Annotated in this window: 16 protein-coding genes; 7 read left to right on the top strand and 9 right to left on the bottom strand. The window is 66.1% G+C overall.

Annotated features, from left to right (window positions below):
• The first annotated feature begins 51 nt into the window (after positions 1-51).
• From OG874_RS44500 to OG874_RS44490, 3 genes are all read left to right on the top strand, one after another.
• Positions 52-453 (top strand): YciI family protein, encoded by a 402-nt coding sequence (locus OG874_RS44500; RefSeq protein ID WP_330253022.1) that lies wholly within the window; start codon positions 52-54, stop codon positions 451-453.
• Between the two features lie 69 nt (positions 454-522).
• On the top strand, positions 523-1,776 hold the full coding sequence (locus tag OG874_RS44495; protein WP_330253021.1) for an RNA polymerase sigma factor: 1,254 nt from the start codon (positions 523-525) through the stop codon (positions 1,774-1,776).
• A 53-nt stretch (positions 1,777-1,829) separates the two neighbouring features.
• Positions 1,830-2,312 (top strand): NUDIX domain-containing protein, encoded by a 483-nt coding sequence (locus OG874_RS44490; RefSeq protein ID WP_330253020.1) that lies wholly within the window; start codon positions 1,830-1,832, stop codon positions 2,310-2,312.
• 100 nt (positions 2,313-2,412) lie between these two features.
• On the opposite strand, the gene OG874_RS44485 is transcribed toward OG874_RS44490, so the two are convergent.
• The gene (locus OG874_RS44485) at positions 2,413-3,288 is read right to left on the bottom strand and encodes a phosphoribosylaminoimidazolesuccinocarboxamide synthase (RefSeq protein ID WP_330253019.1); all 876 of its coding nucleotides are present in this window, start codon (positions 3,286-3,288) and stop codon (positions 2,413-2,415) included.
• Between the two features lie 109 nt (positions 3,289-3,397).
• Between OG874_RS44485 and pepN the strand changes: the two genes are divergently transcribed.
• Positions 3,398-5,980 carry an aminopeptidase N gene (gene pepN / locus OG874_RS44480; RefSeq protein ID WP_330253018.1) on the top strand — a complete coding sequence of 861 codons (2,583 nt, stop codon included), beginning with the start codon at positions 3,398-3,400 and terminating at the stop codon, positions 5,978-5,980.
• A 187-nt stretch (positions 5,981-6,167) separates the two neighbouring features.
• On the opposite strand, the gene OG874_RS44475 is transcribed toward pepN, so the two are convergent.
• The 4 genes from OG874_RS44475 to OG874_RS44460 form a co-directional block, all read right to left on the bottom strand.
• Positions 6,168-6,632 carry a DUF5130 domain-containing protein gene (locus tag OG874_RS44475; RefSeq protein ID WP_330253017.1) on the bottom strand — a complete coding sequence of 155 codons (465 nt, stop codon included), beginning with the start codon at positions 6,630-6,632 and terminating at the stop codon, positions 6,168-6,170.
• Entirely contained in the window at positions 6,619-6,894 is a 276-nt protein-coding gene (ctaJ, locus tag OG874_RS44470) for an aa3-type cytochrome oxidase subunit CtaJ (RefSeq protein ID WP_330253016.1), read from the bottom strand. The genes OG874_RS44475 and ctaJ overlap by 14 nt, the downstream gene beginning before the upstream one ends.
• 82 nt (positions 6,895-6,976) lie before the next feature.
• Positions 6,977-8,581 (bottom strand): glycoside hydrolase family 13 protein, encoded by a 1,605-nt coding sequence (locus OG874_RS44465; RefSeq protein WP_442943243.1) that lies wholly within the window; start codon positions 8,579-8,581, stop codon positions 6,977-6,979.
• Positions 8,582-8,714: 133 nt separating this feature from the next.
• Positions 8,715-9,119, bottom strand: coding sequence for a globin (locus OG874_RS44460; protein ID WP_330253015.1), 405 nt, complete (start codon positions 9,117-9,119; stop codon positions 8,715-8,717).
• Between the two features lie 328 nt (positions 9,120-9,447).
• Here OG874_RS44460 and OG874_RS44455 point away from each other — a divergent pair, with 328 nt between their 5' ends.
• Positions 9,448-10,155, top strand: a complete 708-nt coding sequence (locus OG874_RS44455) for an HNH endonuclease (protein WP_330253014.1) — start codon at positions 9,448-9,450, stop codon at positions 10,153-10,155.
• An 88-nt stretch (positions 10,156-10,243) separates the two neighbouring features.
• Here OG874_RS44455 and OG874_RS44450 read toward each other — a convergent pair whose 3' ends face one another.
• Positions 10,244-10,804 (bottom strand): helix-turn-helix domain-containing protein, encoded by a 561-nt coding sequence (locus OG874_RS44450; RefSeq protein WP_330253013.1) that lies wholly within the window; start codon positions 10,802-10,804, stop codon positions 10,244-10,246.
• Positions 10,805-10,883: 79 nt separating this feature from the next.
• Here OG874_RS44450 and OG874_RS44445 point away from each other — a divergent pair, with 79 nt between their 5' ends.
• Both OG874_RS44445 and OG874_RS44440 read left to right on the top strand, forming a co-directional pair.
• Positions 10,884-11,591, top strand: coding sequence for an AzlC family ABC transporter permease (locus OG874_RS44445; RefSeq protein WP_330253012.1), 708 nt, complete (start codon positions 10,884-10,886; stop codon positions 11,589-11,591).
• A complete protein-coding gene (locus OG874_RS44440; protein ID WP_330253011.1) occupies positions 11,588-11,908 on the top strand; it encodes an AzlD domain-containing protein in 321 nt (106 codons plus the stop codon). The genes OG874_RS44445 and OG874_RS44440 overlap by 4 nt, the downstream gene beginning before the upstream one ends.
• 143 nt (positions 11,909-12,051) lie before the next feature.
• On the opposite strand, the gene OG874_RS44435 is transcribed toward OG874_RS44440, so the two are convergent.
• The 3 genes from OG874_RS44435 to OG874_RS44425 all read right to left on the bottom strand — a co-directional run bounded on the left by OG874_RS44435 (position 12,052) and on the right by OG874_RS44425 (position 18,343).
• Positions 12,052-12,717, bottom strand: coding sequence for a hypothetical protein (locus tag OG874_RS44435; protein ID WP_330253010.1), 666 nt, complete (start codon positions 12,715-12,717; stop codon positions 12,052-12,054).
• Between the two features lie 185 nt (positions 12,718-12,902).
• Positions 12,903-13,325 (bottom strand): acyl-CoA thioesterase, encoded by a 423-nt coding sequence (locus OG874_RS44430; RefSeq protein WP_330257676.1) that lies wholly within the window; start codon positions 13,323-13,325, stop codon positions 12,903-12,905.
• Between the two features lie 41 nt (positions 13,326-13,366).
• Positions 13,367-18,343, bottom strand: coding sequence for an NAD-glutamate dehydrogenase (locus tag OG874_RS44425; RefSeq protein WP_330257675.1), 4,977 nt, complete (start codon positions 18,341-18,343; stop codon positions 13,367-13,369).
• Positions 18,344-18,896: the final 553 nt, after the last annotated feature.

Below are 18,896 nucleotides of genomic sequence, written 5' to 3'. Positions count from 1 at the left end.
GGCTCCGACCTCACCGCGAGAGCACCGCAACGAAGCCAAGGAGACCCGGATATGAAGTACATGCTGCTCAAGACGTACGCCCCCGCCGCCTACTGCGACACCCCGATCACCGAGTGGACGCCGGAGGAGATCCAGGCGCACATCGATTTCCAGCGGGCGTTGGGCGCGGAACTGGCCAAGTCGGGTGAGCTCGTGGACGCCCAGGGGTTGGCCGGACCCGACGAGGCGCGCATCGTCAGCTCGGATGGGCGCTCGGCGCCGTTGATCACCGACGGGCCGTTTCCGGAGACCAAGGAGTTCCTGGCCGGGTACTGGATAGTCGATGTGGAGAGTCCGGACCGGGTGCTGGAGATCGCCGCGCAGATGTCGGCGGGACCGGGGCCGGGCGGGAAGCCGATCGGTGAGTACATCGAGGTGCGCGCGGTAATGAGCGTTCCGGCCACCGAGCAGTAGTTCGGATCCGCCGAGCAGCGGTAACGACCAACCGAGCGGTGATAGTGATCCAGTGAGCGAAACGACGCGATGACCGAAACACTGCCCGGTGGTATCGAGGATCTGTTGCGGGACCTCGCGCCGCAGGTCCTCGGCACGTTGGTACGCCGATTCGGCGACTTCGACACCGCCGAGGACGCGCTCCAGGAGGCAATGCTGGCGGCGGCGACCCAGTGGCCCGCCGAGGGGCTGCCGGACAATCCGCGTGGGTGGCTGATCCAAGTCGCGCAGCGGCGGATGGCCGATGCGGTTCGCGCCGAGGTCGCTCGGCGGCGCAGGGAGACAACGGTTTTCGAGCGCGATGTGCCCGATACGGAAGCTGTCGATTGGGACGACACGCTCGCGATGTTCTTCCTCTGCTGTCACCCGGCGCTGTCGTCCGCGAGTGCCATCGCATTGACGCTGCGTGCGGTCGGCGGACTCGGTACCGCGGAGATCGCCAGCGCCTTCCTGCTGCCGGAAGCGACCATGGCGCAACGGATTACACGCGCCAAGAAGAAACTCGCCACCCTCGACCGGCCGTTCGCCCGGCCCGGCGACGCGCAATGGCACGAGCGGCTGGGTTCGGTGCTGCACGTGCTGTATCTGATCTTCAACGAGGGGCACACCACCACCTTGGGACCCGACCTGCAGCGAACCGACCTGTCCGGCGAGGCGATCCGGCTGACCAGATCGATCCACCGGCTGCTCCCCGACAACACCGAGGTCACCGGCCTGCTGGCGCTTATGCTGCTGACCGACTCCCGGCGTGCCGCGCGCACCGGGACGCACGGTGAGTTGATCCCGCTCATCGAGCAGAATCGCGCGCTCTGGGACCGCGAGCTGATCACCGAGGGCATCACGCTCACGACCGGCACACTGGCTTCGGGCCTCACCGGGCCCTACCAGATCCAGTCCGCGATCGCCGCGGTGCACGCGCAGGCCCGCCGCGCCGAAGACACCGACTGGATCCGAATCCTGGCCCTGTACAACATGATCGAGCGCATCTCGAAGAACCCGATGGTGACCCTCAACCGCGCCGTCGCCACCGCCATGGTGCACGGCCCCGCCGCGGGCCTCGAACTCGCGAACACCCTCGACGACGAACTCGCCGGCAACCACCGCCTCGATGCTGTCCGCGGCCACTTACACGAAATGGCAGGCGATTTCGACGCCGCCGTCACCTGCTACAGCTCCGCCGCCAACCGCACCACCAGCACCCCGGAACGCGACTACCTCGCCATCCGCGCCGCCCAACTCCGCCGCCACCGCACACCATCAGCCCCGCACCCGACCGACCCGTAACAGCACCGTGTCGTGTCCGCGCCCACCTCGGGGTGCACGGCAGACTGCATGGCGTGGCAGGGAAATTCAGCGCTGGGATTCTGTTGTTCCGTCGGAACTCGGGTGACATCGAGGTCCTGATCGGGCATATGGGTGGACCGTTCTGGGCGCGCAAGGACAGCGGCGCCTGGTCGATTCCCAAGGGCGAGTACGACCCGGAGCAGGAGGACACCCGAGCCGCGGCGGACCGCGAATTCACCGAGGAGCTGGGCCTTCCCGTGCCGCCCGGTGCATGGCTGCCCCTCGGCGAGGTCCGCTACGGCAGTGGCCAGCGCGCGAAGGAACTCACCGTCTGGGCAATCGAAGCCGACCTGGACCCGGCCGATGTGGTGGCGGGGACGTTCGAGATGGAGTGGCCGCCGAAATCCGGCCGGATGGCCGAATTCCCGGAGATCGACCGCGTCGAATGGTTCGATCTCGCCAGCGCGCACGACAAGCTGGGCGCTGGCCAGCGGCCCTACTTGGATCGCCTGGCCCAGTACGTCGCGCAGAGTTGACGTGCCGAAGCGCTACTACCACGCACGATTGACGTGAGCGCCCATTCCTGGTGATCTCTCGCAGGACCCGAACAGGAACGGGCGCTGAGTGCATACACCCCTACCGCGGCGCCCAGGTCTGGCCGGTGATCAGCTCGAACGCCTCCATGTACTTCTGCCGCGTCGCCTCGACAATGTCGGCGGGGATCTCCGGACCCGGGTACTCCTTGTTCCATCCGGTGGAAGTGGACCAGTCGCGAACGAACTGCTTGTCGAACGAACGCTGCGGCCGCCCCGGCTCCCATTCGGCGGCCGGCCAGAAGCGCGAGGAATCCGAGGTCAGCACCTCATCGCCGAGGGTGAGAACGTCACCATCCCAACCGAATTCGACCTTGGTGTCGGCGACGATGACACCGCGCTCGGCGGCGTGCGCGGCGCCACGGGTGTAGATCCGCAACGTCAGATCGCGCAGTTGCTCGGCGACCTCGCGGCCCTCCTGATTCACCACATCCGCGAACGTGATCGGCTCGTCGTGGCCCTCGGATGCCTTACTGGTCGGGGTGAAGATCGGCGCGGGCAACTTATCGCCATCGCGCAGGCCGGGCGGCAGCGCGACACCGGAGACCGTCCCGGTGCGCTCATATTCTTTGAGCCCCGAACCCGTCAGATACCCGCGCGCGATGCACTCGACCTGCAGCATCTTCAGTGGCTTGACCCGGATGCCGCGACCGGCGAACTCGGCGGGCACATCGGTCGCCGACACCACGTGGTTGGGCACCTCGGTGAAGTACTCGAACCACCAGTTCGACAGCTGGGTCAGCAGCGCGCCTTTGTCCGGGATCGGCGTCGGCAGCACCACGTCGTAGACCGACACCCGGTCCGACGCCACGAGCAGCAGCGTGTTGCCGTCCTCGTAGAGGTCGCGCACCTTTCCGGCGTGGATGTGCTTCACGTCGTAGCTCCGATCCTGGTCGATAGGGTTGCTGAGTAAATTCATTGTGGGAAAAAGTTTCGCGCGGGCAACCTTACCGAGGTGGCATTGTGGTGAGTGCTGTGCCCGCCGGGCGGCCCGCCCGCACATGTTCTTCGAACCACAAAGGAGTCTCATGTCCGCACCGAACCTGACTCGCGACCAGGCGATCGAACGCGCCTCGACAGTGCAGGTCGAGAACTATCGCATCGACCTCGACCTGACCGACGGGGCGGGGAAACCGGGCGAGCAGACCTTCTTCTCCCGCAGCACGGTCACTTTTACCGCGACTCCGGGCGCGAGCACCTACATCGATATCGTCGCCCGCGCGGTTCGCTCCGCCGTGCTGAACGGCGCTCCCATCGATATCGCCGACTACGACGAATCCAAGGGCATAACCCTTACTGGACTCGCGGAAACCAACGAGCTCGTCGTCGAAGCCGATTGCGAATACTCCAACACCGGCGAGGGCCTGCACCGCTTCGTCGACCCCACCGACGACGCGGTGTACCTGTACTCGCAGTTCGAAACCGCCGACGCCAAGCGCATGTTCGCCTGCTTCGATCAGCCGGACCTCAAGGCCACCTTCGATATCAACGTCACCGCCGCGCCGGATTGGAAGGTCATCTCCAACGCCGCGGTCGTCGACACCCTGATCGCCGACCCGGGCAAGCACCTGTTTCGCACTACCCCGAAGATGAGCACCTATCTGGTCGCGCTCATCGCGGGCCCGTACGCGGAGTGGACCGACGCCTACACCGACGACCACGGCACCATCCCGCTCGGCATCTACTGCCGCGCCTCACTCGCCGAGCATATGGACGCCGAGCGTCTGCTCACCGAGACCAAGCAGGGATTCGGCTTCTACCACAAGAACTTCGGCGTGCCGTATGCCTTCGGCAAGTACGACCAGCTGTTCGTCCCGGAGTTCAACGCGGGCGCGATGGAGAACGCGGGTGCGGTCACCTTCCTGGAGGACTACGTCTTCCGGTCCAAGGTGACCCGCGCGGCCTACGAGCGCCGCGCCGAGACGGTGCTGCACGAGATGGCGCATATGTGGTTCGGCGATCTGGTCACCATGAAGTGGTGGGACGACCTGTGGTTGAACGAGTCGTTCGCGACCTTCGCCTCGGTGCTGTGCCAGTCCGAGGCGACCGAATACACCAGCGCCTGGACCACTTTCGCGAATGTCGAGAAGTCCTGGGCGTACCGGCAGGATCAGCTGCCCTCCACACATCCGATCGCGGCGGATATTCCGGATCTGCATGCGGTCGAGGTCAACTTCGACGGCATCACCTACGCCAAGGGTGCGAGCGTGCTCAAGCAGCTCGTCGCCTACGTCGGGTTGGAGCCGTTCCTCGCGGGTCTGCGCGCCTATTTCACCGAACACGCCTACGGCAACGCCACTTTCGACGATCTGCTGTCCGCGCTGGAGCAGTCCTCGGGCCGCGATCTGTCCGGCTGGGGCGCACAGTGGCTCAAGACAACGGGGCTGAACATTCTGCGACCGGATTTCGAGGTGGATGCCGACGGCAAGTTCACCTCGTTCGCGGTGGTGCAGGAAGGTGCGGAGCCCGGTGCCGGTGAGCGGCGCGTACACCGTCTGGCCGTCGGCGTCTACGACGACAAGGACGGAAAGCTGGTCCGCACCAAGCGCATCGAGCTCGACCTGGATGCGGCCGAGCGCACCGAGGTGCCCGAGTTGGTCGGGGTCCCGCGCGGCAAGTTCGTACTGGTGAACGACGACGACCTCACCTATTGCTCGGTGCGCCTGGACGCCGATTCGCTCGATGTGCTGGTGAATCGCATCGCCGATATCGCCGAACCGCTCCCCCGCACCCTGGCCTGGTCGGCCGCGTGGGAGATGACCAGGCAGGCGGAGATGCGGGCCCGCGACTTCGTCGCCCTGGTACAGCGCGGCATCGGCACCGAGACCGAAATCGGTGTGGTGCAACGACTTCTGATGCAGGCCAATACCGCGATCGGCAGCTACGCCGATCCCGAGTGGGCGAATGCCATCGGCTGGATCGAATACGCCAACCGGCTGCTCGAGCTCGCCCGCGAGGCCGAGGCGGCCTCGGATCATCAGCTCGCCTTCGTCAACGCGCTCACTGGCGCGCGGCTGCAGGCCTGGCACACCGAGGTGCTGCGCGAGCTGCTCGACGGTGATCCGGCTGCCGTCGGCCTGCCCGGTTTGGTGGTGGACGCCGATCTGCGCTGGCGGCTGGTCACCGCGCTGGCGGCGGCGGGTGAGATCGATGCCGACGGCGTCGACACTCCGGTCATCGACCAGGAATTGGCGAACGACCCGACCGCGGCGGGCAAGCGTCAGGCCGCCGCGGCGGCGACGGCACGTCCGATCGCCGAGGTGAAGGAGCAGGCCTGGGCCACGGTGATGACCGACGATTCGGTACCCAACATCACCGCCCGCTCGATCGTCGGCGGCTTCGCCCCGGCAGGCCAGGGCGACCTGCTGGCACCCTACGTCGACCGCTACTTCGCGGAGGTCCCCGGTGTCTGGGAACGCCGCTCCAGCGAGGTCGCGCAAACCGTTGTCGTCGGCCTCTACCCCAGCTGGGCGATCAGCGCGGAAGCCGTCGTCACGGCGGACAAATTCCTCGCCGGTGACCACCCGCCCGCCCTGCACCGCCTGGTGACCGAGGGCAAGGCAGGCATCGAACGCTCACTGCGCGCCCGCGCCTTCGACGCGAAGGGCTGAAAGGGCTTGCGGCACCGAGGGCCATCGAAACGGGGCGTGCTCATCATCGTGATGAGCACGCCCCGTTCGCGTCCCACCCGAGCCACTGGACGCTTTGGCCACCGGACTTCACGATGTTCTGTGCGGCCGAACCCAAACGGCGCGTCCACCTTCACAGGTGAACGCGCCGCGCGGTGAAACCGGTGGATCAGCGACCGATGGCAGCGGCCATGACGCGGATCGCGGAGACCAGGCCGTCGATGAGCTGGCCCTGACGGAACGAGCTCAGGGCGGCGGTGACGCCGAGCTGGCAGACGCGATCGTTGGCGCGGTCGGCGACTTCGCTGCCCGAGCGGACCTCGACGGCCTTGTCGTTGGGCGAGACGGCGATGAGCACCGAACGCGCGGCCTCGGGGGTCGCGGGGAAGACCGCGTCCGCACCGGCGGCCGGATCCCCGCCGAGATCGCCGATGTAGATGTTGAAGCGCACCTTGGTTGCGCGGGTCGCCTCGGTGAGCACGTTGTCCATGGTCAGCCGCTCTTCATCGCTGAACGGGGCTTCCTTGAACACGGCACCGGCCTCGTGCACACCGGAGACGCGGCCGCTGGTGGTGACCACCGAACCATGCGGCAGCTCGGCTTCGACTACCGCGGGCCAATTAGAACTTGCCACTTGCCCGGCCTCCGATCAGCTCCACCGCAGTGGACTCGATTGCCGCATGGTCACCATGCGACGATTCAGCATGATGACCCGAACCGGTCACCTCGTCGGTAGCACTCCACAGCACGGGAGGCTGGGTCCACTTCTGACCGAGGTCGTAATGGACCGGCTTCTCGCCGGGCAGTGGCTTGCCGAGATACGACAATCCGGCGATCGCGCCGTAGATCACCAGCGGGATGCCGAGGAAGATCAGCACTGTCTCGAGAATGCTCACGGACTAACGGTAGACGATCGCGTGTAGTAGTTCGCGTTCTGGTCGAGCTCGTGTTCTCCGGTTGATCGAGCCAGTTCTCCGGTTACACGAGCCAGGCGGCGGCATTCGCGGGCAGCTGTCCGTTCTCCAGCGACGCGCTGGCGAGCAGTACCTCACCGGGCGGCAACGTGATCGGCACCGGCGAGGCGTTCAGCACACAGACCAGCCCACCGGACCGCCGGAAGGCCAGGCAACCGGCCGGACTGCCGTACCACTCGATCCACGTACCGGCGAATTCCGGTCGGATACCACGCAATTCGATCGCCATCCGATACAGCGACAGGGTGGAGCCCAACGCCTCGAGCTGTGCCTCGACCGTCAGCGGGGTCCACTCCAACGGCATCGGCAGCCAGGACCGCTCGGCCGTGGTGAAGGCGAACGGCGGCGCGCTGCCCTCCCACGGCATCGGCACCCGGCAACCGTCACGTCCGCGCACGGTATGCCCCGAACGTTCCCACACCGGGTCCTGCAGCACCGCTTCCGGTAGATCGTCCACATTCGGCAACCCGAGTTCGGCGCCGTTGTAGATGAAGACCGCGCCGGGCAGCGCCAACTCCACCAGCATCATCGCGCGGGCCCGCGCGATACCCGCGAAACCGCCGCCGTAGCGGGTGACTTCGCGTTCGATGTCATGGTTCGACAGGGTCCAAGTGGGCACGGCCCCGACCGGCGCGACGGCCGCGAGCGAATTGTCGATGGCGGCACGCACCGCGTCCGCGTCGAATTCCGTCTCGGCGAGGCGAAAGTTGAAGGCCAAGTGCAGTTCGTCGGGCCGGACATATTCGCCGAAGCGGGTGTTGTCATCGACCCAGACCTCACCGATGGCGACCGCGTCCGGATATTCGTCGAGCACCTTGCGGATGCGCCGGTGGATCTCGTGCACATGGGGGTTGTTGAAACGCGGATCGCTGTCGTCGTGCACGAGCATCCTGGTCTCGACGCGCTCCATATCGGGTAACCCGTCCGGTTTGGCCATGCCGTGCGCGACATCGATGCGGAATCCGTCGACACCGCGATCCAGCCAGAACCGCAGCGTCTGCTCGAAATCGGCGGTTACCTCGGGATTTTCCCAGTTCAGATCCGGTTGCTCGGGCGCGAAGATATGCAGATACCACTGGCCGGGCGTGCCGTCGACCTCGCTGACGCGGGTCCAGGCGGGTCCGCCGAAGATGCTCGGCCAGTTGTTCGGCGGTGTGGCGCCGTCGGGTCCGCGGCCATCGCGGAAGATGTAGCGCTCCCGCTCCCGGCTGCCCGGCGCGGCGGACAGCGCCGCCGCGAACCACGGATGCTGATCGCTGGTGTGGTTCGGCACCAGATCCATGGTGACCTTGATATGCCGGTCGTGCGCCTCGGCGATCAGCTCGTCCATGGCCGCCATACCGCCGAAGAGCGGGTCGATATCGCGCGGATCGGCCACGTCGTAGCCGCCGTCGGCCATCGGTGAGCGCATCACCGGACAGATCCAGAGCGCGTCGACCCCGAGTAGTTCGAGGTAGCCGAGCTTGTCGCGAACTCCGCCGAGATCGCCGATCCCGTCACTGTCGGAGTCCGCGAAGGACCTGGGATAGACCTGGTAGAACACGGCCGACCGCCACCAAGGCTGGGCGGTGCGATCCACCGGCGCCGCTACGGCTGGTGTATCAGTCACACCCGCAATAGTGCCAAAGATTTTCGGTAAATTCGCTCAGGCTAAGCGAGGTTCTGTGACATCGGGCAAATAATCAGCGTTCGATAGCCGTGCCGAAAACCCTGGGGCCATCCCAGAACTCGATCGAAACCGCTCACCAGGACGCGTTTACCAGCGAATTCGCCGCCATCTCCAGGTAGTCGAGCAGCGCCTTGCGATGCTCGTCGTCCAGAATCTCCGGCTCGATTTCCGCCACGCCGATGCGCATGCAGCGCAACCACGCGTCGCGCTCCACCGGGCCGATCGTGAACGGCATATGCCGCATCCGCAGCCGCGGGTGCCCGCGCTCCTCGGAGTAGGTGCGTGGCCCACCCCAGTACTGCTCCAGGAACATCCGCAGCCGCCGCTCGGCCGGACCGAGGTCCTGTTCCGGGTACAGCGGGCGCAGCACCTCGTCCGCCGCTACCTCGCGGTAGAACGTCGCGATGATCCGCTGGAACGTCTCCGCTCCGCCGATCGCATCGTAGAACGACGTCGCTGTCTGCTCGCCGGAAGTCATCAGGTCCTCTCGGTTGGTCCACCTGGGCCGATCGTTTCGAGCGACCCGCAAGCGATCACTGCTGATCATTTCGAGCGACCCGCAAGCGATCGCTGCTGATCATTTCGAGCAACCCGCAAGCGATCACTGCTGATCATTTCGAGCGACCCGCAAGCGATCGCTACGCCCGCAGTCCATTGTGCCCGCGTCACGAACGGGCGGCCCTTCAACCACAGTTCATCCGACATTGTGCGAAATCACCGTGCAATAGCCGACGTTCCATGGTCAACTGGGTGGCAGTCTCTGCCGAAATACCACATGATCTTGAAACTATGAAACCGGGGTCCCCATGAAGCAGCGGCACGGCCGATCACACGAGGTCAGGACGCACCGACAACTCCAGCCCGCCGACGTCCACAATCGTGGGTCGGGGGCTACTCCGCTGCACATCTTGTCCGATCACTATCCGGGTGCATATCGCACCGGTGAGCCCGCTCACCACAATCCGCACCTCACGCCGGTCCAGAACGAGACCGCCAACTGGTTGAAGCGCCGGGTGTTGCTTCTCAATGCCACCTACGAGCCGCTCACCGCCCTCTCCGCGCGCCGCGCCGTCGTCCTGCTCATCTGCGATAAAGCCGACACCGTCCACCACGACCCCGATGGTTCGATAGTGCATTCCGCCGAATCCGCCGTCACGATTCCGTCGGTCATCCGGCTGCGCAGCTACGTGCACGTGCCGTATCGGGCCCGCGTCCCGATGACCCGAGCCGCCCTCATGCATCGCGATCGCTATCGCTGCGGCTACTGCGGCGGCAAGGCGGAGACCATCGACCACGTCATACCGCGCAGTCGCGGCGGCGAGCATTCCTGGGAGAACTGCGTCGCCAGCTGTGCGCCGTGCAACCACTGCAAGGCCGACAAACTGCTCAGCGAGCTGGGCTGGACGTTGCGTTCCCCGCTGGTCTCGCCGAAGGGGCCGCACTGGCGGCTGCTGTCGACGACCGCTGACCTCGATCCGGTGTGGTTGCAGTATCTCGGCGAGGGTGCCGCCTGAGCACATTCGACGTCGCCCAGCTGTCGGGTTACGCAAGGGCTTCGAAGATGTGATTACCGGCACATGCGAACGCGACCAGCCACGTCCGTCAGGTGTATTCGATCACCAATGTCGCCCAAGTGTCGGGCACTAGGGCTTCGAAGACGTGTGGAGCGTCACCCGGATAGGAGATGTAGTCGCCTGGACCGAGTTCGACTGGCGCGTCGATCGGGCCGACGAGCGCACGTCCGGTGGCCAGGAGTACATGTTCGACCACGCCCGGAATATGCGGGTCGGATTTGCGGGCATGGCCGGGTTCGGCCGTGATCCGGAACAGGTCGCGGCGGGAGTTGGCCGGACCGGCCGCCAGCAGCGTGGCGCGATACTCCGATTCCGCGGCGGCCACCACCGGACCCTCCCCCGCGCGAATCACGTGAACGGTCGGGCGTGGCGGGTCGAGCAGCCGCGAGAAGGGCATGTCCAGGGCGACGCAGAGTGCCCACAAGGTCTCCAGGCTCGGATTGCCGGTGCCCGATTCCAGTTGGGACAGTGTGGATTTCGCGATGCCCGCTCGGTTGGCGACCTCGGTGAGCGATAGCCCGGCACGGGTGCGCTCCCGACGCAGGGCAGCGGCGATCACCGCCTGTGGCGTGGTCGGATCCTGCTCCATTCCCGCTCCTGTCGAGTAGCTGACCGCCCAACAGAGAACCATATTGACGAATCGCTCCGCCATGTTCACTATAAGCTACATGCGTTCGATATGGCGAACACTCGATCGGGACACGCTCTCCGGAATCGCGGCGGTACTGCTCGCGGTCGGGCTGATCGGTGTTTCCTACGGCGCGACCGCCGTCACGTCCGGATTTCCATTGTGGGTGCCGATCGTGCTGGGGGTGGTGGTGCTCGCGGGCGGCGCGGAGTTCCTGTTCATCGGGATCATGGCCGCCGGTGGCAGCCCGATCGCGGCGGTGCTGGCCGGACTGCTGGTCAATGCTCGACATCTGCCGTATGGGCTGTCGGTGCCCGATGTGGTGGGAACCGGATGGCGGCGGCGGATCGGCGTGCATGTGATGAACGACGAATCCGTCGCACTGGCCCTCGCCCAGCCCGATATCGCACGTCGGCGGGCGGCGTATTGGGTGAGCGGGTTGGGTGTGTTGATCGCCTGGCCGGGTGGTGCGGCGATCGGCGCGCTGATCGGCACGGTGGTGCCCGATACCGGGGCGATCGGGTTGGACGCGGTTTTCCCCGCGGTGCTGCTGTCGCTGATCATGCCCGCGCTGCGGGCGCGCGGCACATTGCGCGCGGCACTGATCGGGGCCATCGCGGCCGTCGCGAGTGCTCCGTTCCTTCCTGCGGGAATGCCGGTGCTGGTTGCGCTTTCGGGGCTCTTCTTCGCGATCTCGAAGCGGGATGGCGTGTGTGCGGAGCCGATCGCTGGCGAGGGGGAGGCATGAGCACGCCGATTCTGCTCGGGTCGATGTTCGCGCTGTCGGCAGGAACCTATGCGTTCCGTTCGTCGGGCCCGGCCCTGCGCAACCGCATTCGCTTCCCGGAGCGGGCAACGAAACTCCTGGAGATCGGCGCGGTCGTCCTACTCGCGGCCATGGTCGCCATCACCGCCCTGCCCACCGGCTCCGGCCACCTCGGATTCGCCCTCCCCGCAGGGGTTTTGGTCGGTGGCCTGCTGGCCTGGCGCAACCAGCCGATGCTGGTGGTCATCCTCGCCGCGGCCGGCACGACCGCCCTGCTGCGCTTGGTCGGTGTCACCTGACCCCGCCGCCCTTTGTCGCACTTGCACACCCGGCACCCGGGGTGTGCAGCGGCCACACGACCCATCTTTTCGGACGCCCCGCACAACAGAAGCTGAACTCGGGGCGGGTCAGTGGAGCGGCATCGCCTGCCGACGGGTTCGGGTCAGCTGGGGGTCAGGGGGATGCCGCCGCCCATGCGGCGGGCGACCGAGCCGTAGCGTGCGTCCAGGCGCAGCCAGGTTCTAGTGGCCCGGACACGGACGATCTCTTCCGGCCGGATGCGCCGGGATTCCGCCTTGTCACCGGAATGCGGGATGAAATCCATTGCCGTGAGGGCGAATACGACCCGCATCGGGACCTGCACCTGAGCCTCGCCTGCCGATACAGTTAGCACCGTCTGGTCCAGCAGGGAGGCGGGCGGACCGTGGCTGCTGCCGTGTTCCTTGGCCAGTGCCGCGCCCTGCTCGGCGAGTTCGACGAGGGTGCGCGCGGGCACGTCGTCGATATGTTCGAAGCCGACGTCCGGCGGGAGCGCACCACGCCAGGCCGAATCCATCGAGTAGCCGAGATCGATCGGAATGCCGGACGGCAATTCGGCCAGCACCAGATCCGCGCCGATTGTGACATCGTCGACGCCCAACTCCGCGACCACGGTGCGCACCGCAAGCGTCTCGAAACCCGTTGCCACCCAAGCGGATACATACCGTTCCCCGCGACGGCGCAGACGCACCACCGCCGCGGGATCCAGCCGGACGGCCCGGCTCAGAAACGTCGCCAGATTCTCCCGCTCAGCCGGATCGACAACCTCCAACACCCGCTGCCCAGACATCACTGCTCCCCCGTCACACGTCGCAGCCGGACCCAGCCGCCATCACGACACGGCCGAAGTCGGCCATCGCACCGCAGCGGCCGGCCATCACCAATCCACAGCTGGAATCAGCCACGACCACACACCCATCCGATGACCACTGCTCCACGACCGAAACCAGACACCATTACTCAGCCGGCGACCGGTCACTCTTTCCACTCGGCGAGGTAATCACGTTCGGTCTCGGTGAGACGGCGCAGACGCTGGGTCTGGATGTCGAAGGCCGCGATCTGGGTGGAGGCGATCACCGCTGGCGGCGAGTCGGGGGCCGCCCCGTTGGGACGGACCTCGTAGCCGATGGTGAAGTCGACCGCCCGCAACTGCTCGATCCACATCGCGATATCGAGCGGGGTGTCCTCATGTCGCAGTTGGCCGCGGTAGCGGACCCGAAGGTCCGCCAGCACACAGCCCTCGCGCAGTGGGGCGGTCGGACGGCCGTCCTCGAACAGCCACGGGATCCGCGCCTCCTCCAGCAGCGTCACCATGCGGGCATGGTTGACGTGCTGGAACACGTCCATGTCCGACCACCTGACGTCTACCTTGGCGTGGAAGCGCTTGGGCAGCAGCACGCTGCCGCCCTTCGCCTTCCCGTTACCGTTCAACGAATTCGTCAACGTACCTCCGATTGGGCGCCCACCCCGCTCACCATGCTTCGCACTTGCCGCGCCGCAACCGACAGCGTGGCGAGATCGTGGGTTCCGGACTCGAACAATTCCGACAGCGCGGCGCGGGCACGCCCGAGCCGGGACTGGTTTTTCGACTCCCAGTATGCAATCTTCTCGTCCGCTGTCTCCTCCGGGTCACCGGCGGAGAGCACGTCGAGGGTCAGCGAACGCAGCGAACCGTACATATCGTCACGCAGTGCGAGCCGGGCCAGCGAGTGCCAGCGATCGCCACGTTCCAGGTGGCTGACCGCCTGCAACAGCCAATCGATCTTGAGGTGATCGTTGAGCGCGTAGTACAGCGAGCCGACCTCGTCACCGTCTCGATCGGTGATATCTGCGATATCCAACACATCGAGCAGCGGGAACAGATTCAGCAGCCCGAAGACCTCGGTGGCGAGGTCGGTGGGCGCGCCGCGGGCGATCAGCTCGGCGGACTGATCGGTCAGCGTCGAGACGTGATGGCCGCGCAGCCAGCCGGGCACCTTCGGCGCCAGTTCCCGCACACCTCGGCTGTATCGGTTGATCTCCGCGCCGACCGCGATCGGCTGCGGGCGGTTGCTCAACAGCCAGCGCGAGGCGCGGTCCAGCGTCCGCTTGGTCTCCAGCTCGAGTTCGTCGCGCACCGATACCGCGGCGTCGGTGGCCCGAATCCGCGCCCACATATCGTGCAGGTCGAAGATCTCGCTGGCCGCCGCGAACGCGCGCACCGCATCGGTCGCGCTGGCGCCGATCTCCTCGGTCAGCCGATGCGCGTAGGTGATGCCGCCGTAGTCGACCATCTCGTTCACCAGCATCGTGGTGGTGATCTCACGCCGCAGCCGGTGCCGCTTGATGGCAGTGCCGAAGCGCGTGCGCAGCGGTGTCGGGAAGTAGTCCGGCAGCCGGGTGGCGAAGTAGCCGATATCCGGCAGATCGGTCTCGAGCAGATCGGCCTTGAGCGAAAGCTTCACGTGCGCCATGAGATTGGACAACTCGGGCGAGGCGAGACCCGTGCCCTCCTCGAGTCTGCGCTTGATCTCCACCTCCGGCGGCAGCGCCTCCAATTCACGGTCCACGCCGCGGCGCTGTTCCAGATCCTCGATGAGCCGCTGGTGCACATGGAGCATCCGCGGCGCCTCGGCACGGGAGATGCCCATCAGGAAGTTCTGGGAGACGTTGTCCTGCAACACCAGCTGGGCGACCTCATCGGTCATCGAGGCGAGCAGCGGATTGCGTTCGGCCTCGAGCAGTCCGCCCGCGCTGACCACACCGTCGAGCAGCACCTTGATATTGACCTCATGGTCGGAGCAGTCGACACCGGCCGAATTGTCCAGCGCGTCGGTGTTCATCTTGCCGCCGCTGTGGCAGAACTCGATCCGCCCGAGCGCGGTCGCACCCAGGTTGCCGCCCTCGCCGATCACCTTGACCCGCAACTGATTTCCATTGACCCGGACCGCGTCGTTGGATTTGTCGCCGACCTCGGCGTTGGTTTCGGTGCTCGCCTTGATATAGGTGCCGATACCGCCGTTCCACAGCAGCTGCGCCGGGGACAGCAGGATCGCCCGCACCAGCTCCGGCGGTGACAGCGCCACCACATCATCGGCCAGCCCCAACGCCTTTCGCGCCTGCGGGCTGATCGGCACCGACTTCACCGTGCGATCCCAGACGCCACCTCCGGTGCTGATCACCGAGGTGTCGTAGTCGGCCCACGACGAGCGCGGCAGCGCGAACATCCGTTGCCGCTCGCGGAACGAGGTGGCCGCATCGGGATCCGGGTCCAGGAAGATGTGCCGGTGGTCGAAGGCCGCGACCAACCGGATGTGCTCGGAGAGCAGCATGCCGTTGCCGAACACATCGCCACTCATATCGCCGACCCCGACCACCGTGAAATCCTCGGTCTGGGTGTCGATATCCATCTCCTGGAAGTGCCGCTTGACGCTCTCCCACGCGCCCTTGGCGGTGATGCCCATCGCCTTGTGGTCGTAGCCCGCCGAGCCGCCGGAGGCGAACGCGTCACCGAGCCAGAACCCATAGCGCTGGGCCACATCGTTGGCGGTATCGGAGAAGGTCGCGGTGCCCTTGTCGGCGGCCACCACAAGGTAGGTGTCGTCGCCGTCGCGGCGGATCACCCGCTCGGGCGGCAGCACAGCGCCGGTGGCGCGGTCGACATTGTCGGTGACATCGAGCAGACCGGAGATGAAGGTGCGGTAGCACTCGACGCCCTCCGCGCCCAGCGCCTGCCGGTCCGCGGTCGGATCACCGGTGGCCGCGGGCGGCTGCTTGACCACGAACCCGCCCTTGGCGCCGACCGGGACGATGACCGCGTTCTTCACCGCCTGCGCCTTCACCAGACCCAGAATCTCGGTGCGGAAATCCTCCAAACGGTCCGACCAACGCAGACCGCCGCGCGCCACCGGACCGAAACGCAGATGTACGCCCTCGACGCGCGGCGAGTACACGAAGATCTCGAATTGCGGCCTCGGCTTGGGCAATTCGACGATCTCGCGCGGCTCGACCTTCACCGAGACGTACCCGCGCGAATTGCCCGCGGCATCGGTCACGTAGTAGTTCGTCCGCAGTGTCGCCTTGATCAGCGCGAGGATCGCGCGCAGGATGCGGTCGGCGTCCAGGCTGACCACCTCGTCGATGCGGCCACGCACCCGGCTTTCCAACTCGGCCGCGTGTTCGGCCGATTCGGTATCCGGATCGAACCGCGCCGCGAACAAGTCGACGAACAACCGCGCGATATCCGGATATGCCAGCAGCACCCTGGCGATATTCGCCTGGCTGTAGGGAAAGTCCGCCTGCTGCAGGTACTTCGCGTACATCCGCAGGATCGACACCGCACGCCACGGCAGCCGTGCGCGCAGCACGAGTTCGTTGAGTCCATCGGCTTCGGCACGCCCGTACCAGACCGCTTCGAAGGCCTCGGTGAACCGCTCGTGCAGTCCGCGCTCCTCGGACTCCAGCGCAACGGTCCTTGCCGAGGATTCGAGCAGTTCGGCGTCCATATCGCGGTCGAGCGAACTGCGCAGCAACTCGGGTCGGGCCAGCAGGCCGAAGTCGTAGATCCAGCGTTCCCCGCCGTCGTCACCGGGCACCGGATCCAACAGGATCTGATACGGCCGCTCGTCGACCACTTCGACACCGAGGCTCTGCAATACCGGCAACACCTGGCTCAGCGAGATGCCGGTGCCGCCGATGTAGAGCGTGAAGCGCCACGAACCCGGCACCGAATCCGCTTTGCGATACAGATGTTGGTCGATGGAGCCCTCGGAGAGTCCCTCCAGCCGGACGACGTCGGCCAGTGCGCGCCCGGAGGCGAAATCCTGCTTGTACGCCTCCGGAAACGCCTCGGCATAGCGCTGCACCACGCCGGGATCAAGCACGGTCGAAGTGTTCACCGCGTCGTTGAGGCGGTCGTCCCAGGTGTGCGTCGCCTCGGCGAGCAGATTCTGGATACGCAGCCGATTGGTCTCGGAGGTGTCGGCGACGGCGAACGACTCGCGCGACACCCCGAGCTCCGCCTCCGGCATGCGCACCGTGAAATACACACTGGCCAGCTCACTTTCGCTGACCCGCGCCGAATAGTCGATCGAGACGCCACCCAGTTCGCGGACCAGGATTTCCTGCATCTCCAACCGCACCCGAGTCGTGTAGCGGTCCCGGGGCAGATAGACCAGGCAGGCGACGAACCGGCCGTAGCCGTCCGAGCGCAGGAACAGCCGTACCTGCCTGCGCAGACCGACATTCAGCACCGCGGTGGCGGTGCGGCGCATGGTCTCGACATCGGAGGAGAACAGTTCGGTGCGCGGGAACGACTGGATGACCTCGAGCATGGTCTGTCCGGAAAACGACTCCAGATCGAATCCGCTCTCCTCGATCACCGAGCGCACCCGGCGCTCGATCACCGGGATATCGAGGACGTTCTCGTGCACGGCCGTGACGGTGAAGACGCCGATGAACAGATGTTCGCCGATGACCGCACCGGATTCGTCGAAGTCCGCGACGCCGACGAAGTACGGGTACACCGAGCGATGGACGGTGGCGGGCACCAGACCCTGGGTGAGCATGAGCAGCGGGCGATCGCCGTCGTTGACCGGCACCCGGAAGTCGGTGCCGACATCCGGACGCAGTACGCCGAGGCAAGTACCCGGCAGCGGATTCGAGATCGTCCGCCCCTGCTCAGCGCTGAGCCGGTAACGGGCGTAGCCGAGGACGGTGAAATTGCCACTGGCCAACCAGCGCAACAGATTCGCGGTATCGACCAGATCGGTATCGGAGAAGGGCGCGTGCCCCGTTTTGGCGGCCAACTCGAGATCGTCGGCCAGCCTGCTCTGCACCTGCTTGATGGCCTCGGTATCACCGATCACCTGGCGCACGTCGGCGACCACATCCGGCATCGACTGCTCGATCCGGTCCAGCAGGGCCCGGCTGGTCGACGGGTGCAGTTGCAGGTGCATCCAGGACTCGCGTAGCCCGGCGCTGCCGTTGCCGTCGACCTCGTGCGGCGCGGCGGTGGTCAGCCGGCCGTCCGCATCGCGCGTCACCTCGAAGATCGGGTGGATCACCTCGCTCACGCTGACGCCCATCCGACTCAGCGATGAGGAGATCGACTCCACCAGCAGGGGCATATCGTCGGTGACCACCTGCACCGCGGCACCGAGGCCAGACCCGTCGTCGGGGTGGTACACGCGCACCAGGGCCCGGCGGGCCGGGCGCGTCATCGCCAGCTCCATATGCCGCCGGAAGATCTGAGTGATCCCGGTGATCGCGCAGTCCACATCGCCCGCGTCGACGTGGCGGAAATACGCCTCCTCTAGGGTTGCGAGCTCGCCACGCAGCGACTGCGGCAAACTCGCGGCCCACGCCGCTGTGTTCACCCGCCCCGCCGGCTGCGCCGGCTGCCGTCCTCCATCGGACAATTCGGACGAGACCGTCATTTTTTTCGCCAACTCCTCGGATTCGGTTTTCCGCACCAAAGTGACGCCGGTCCGAGAGTAGCTGTGCCGTGCTGACGCGGGGGTGAATTCCCTTCTAAATGCAGGGTGTTCATCGCTAGCGCAAGGTTCGCCACTCGATTGCCGCAGTCGACGATCCCGGTACGGCAACCGATCGGACCGACGAAGTTTATGTAGCCGCGTCGGCGATGAGACCTACCCGGTGCTCGGACTGCGCCTTCGCATGCACGGATCTCACCATAGTCAGATCTACTCTGTGATGCTGGCCCTCCGTATTTCCTTCGATGGGGACCCCGCTGGGCGGGCGATCGCCGCATATCCTTCGGCGAAACGGCGGTTCCATGGCACGTCACACGGTCACTTCACATCGTGACGCCGGATCTCACGCCTCTGGTGTGCCGGGGCTCATCGAGAGGATGCGCGAACGATGCCACCCATCAGCAAACAGGAAGCTCCGGTTGCGCTCGATACGCCGGAGATCGAAGGACGGTATTTCGATCATCGCGCGGTCCGCGCTGTACTGGTGTGCCGCAGG

It is taken from the genome of Nocardia sp. NBC_00565, from assembly GCF_036345915.1.
Taxonomy (GTDB): Bacteria; Actinomycetota; Actinomycetes; order Mycobacteriales; family Mycobacteriaceae; genus Nocardia.
Note: the sequence above shows the minus strand (reverse complement) of the source record. Positions and strands in the feature narration are given on the sequence as shown.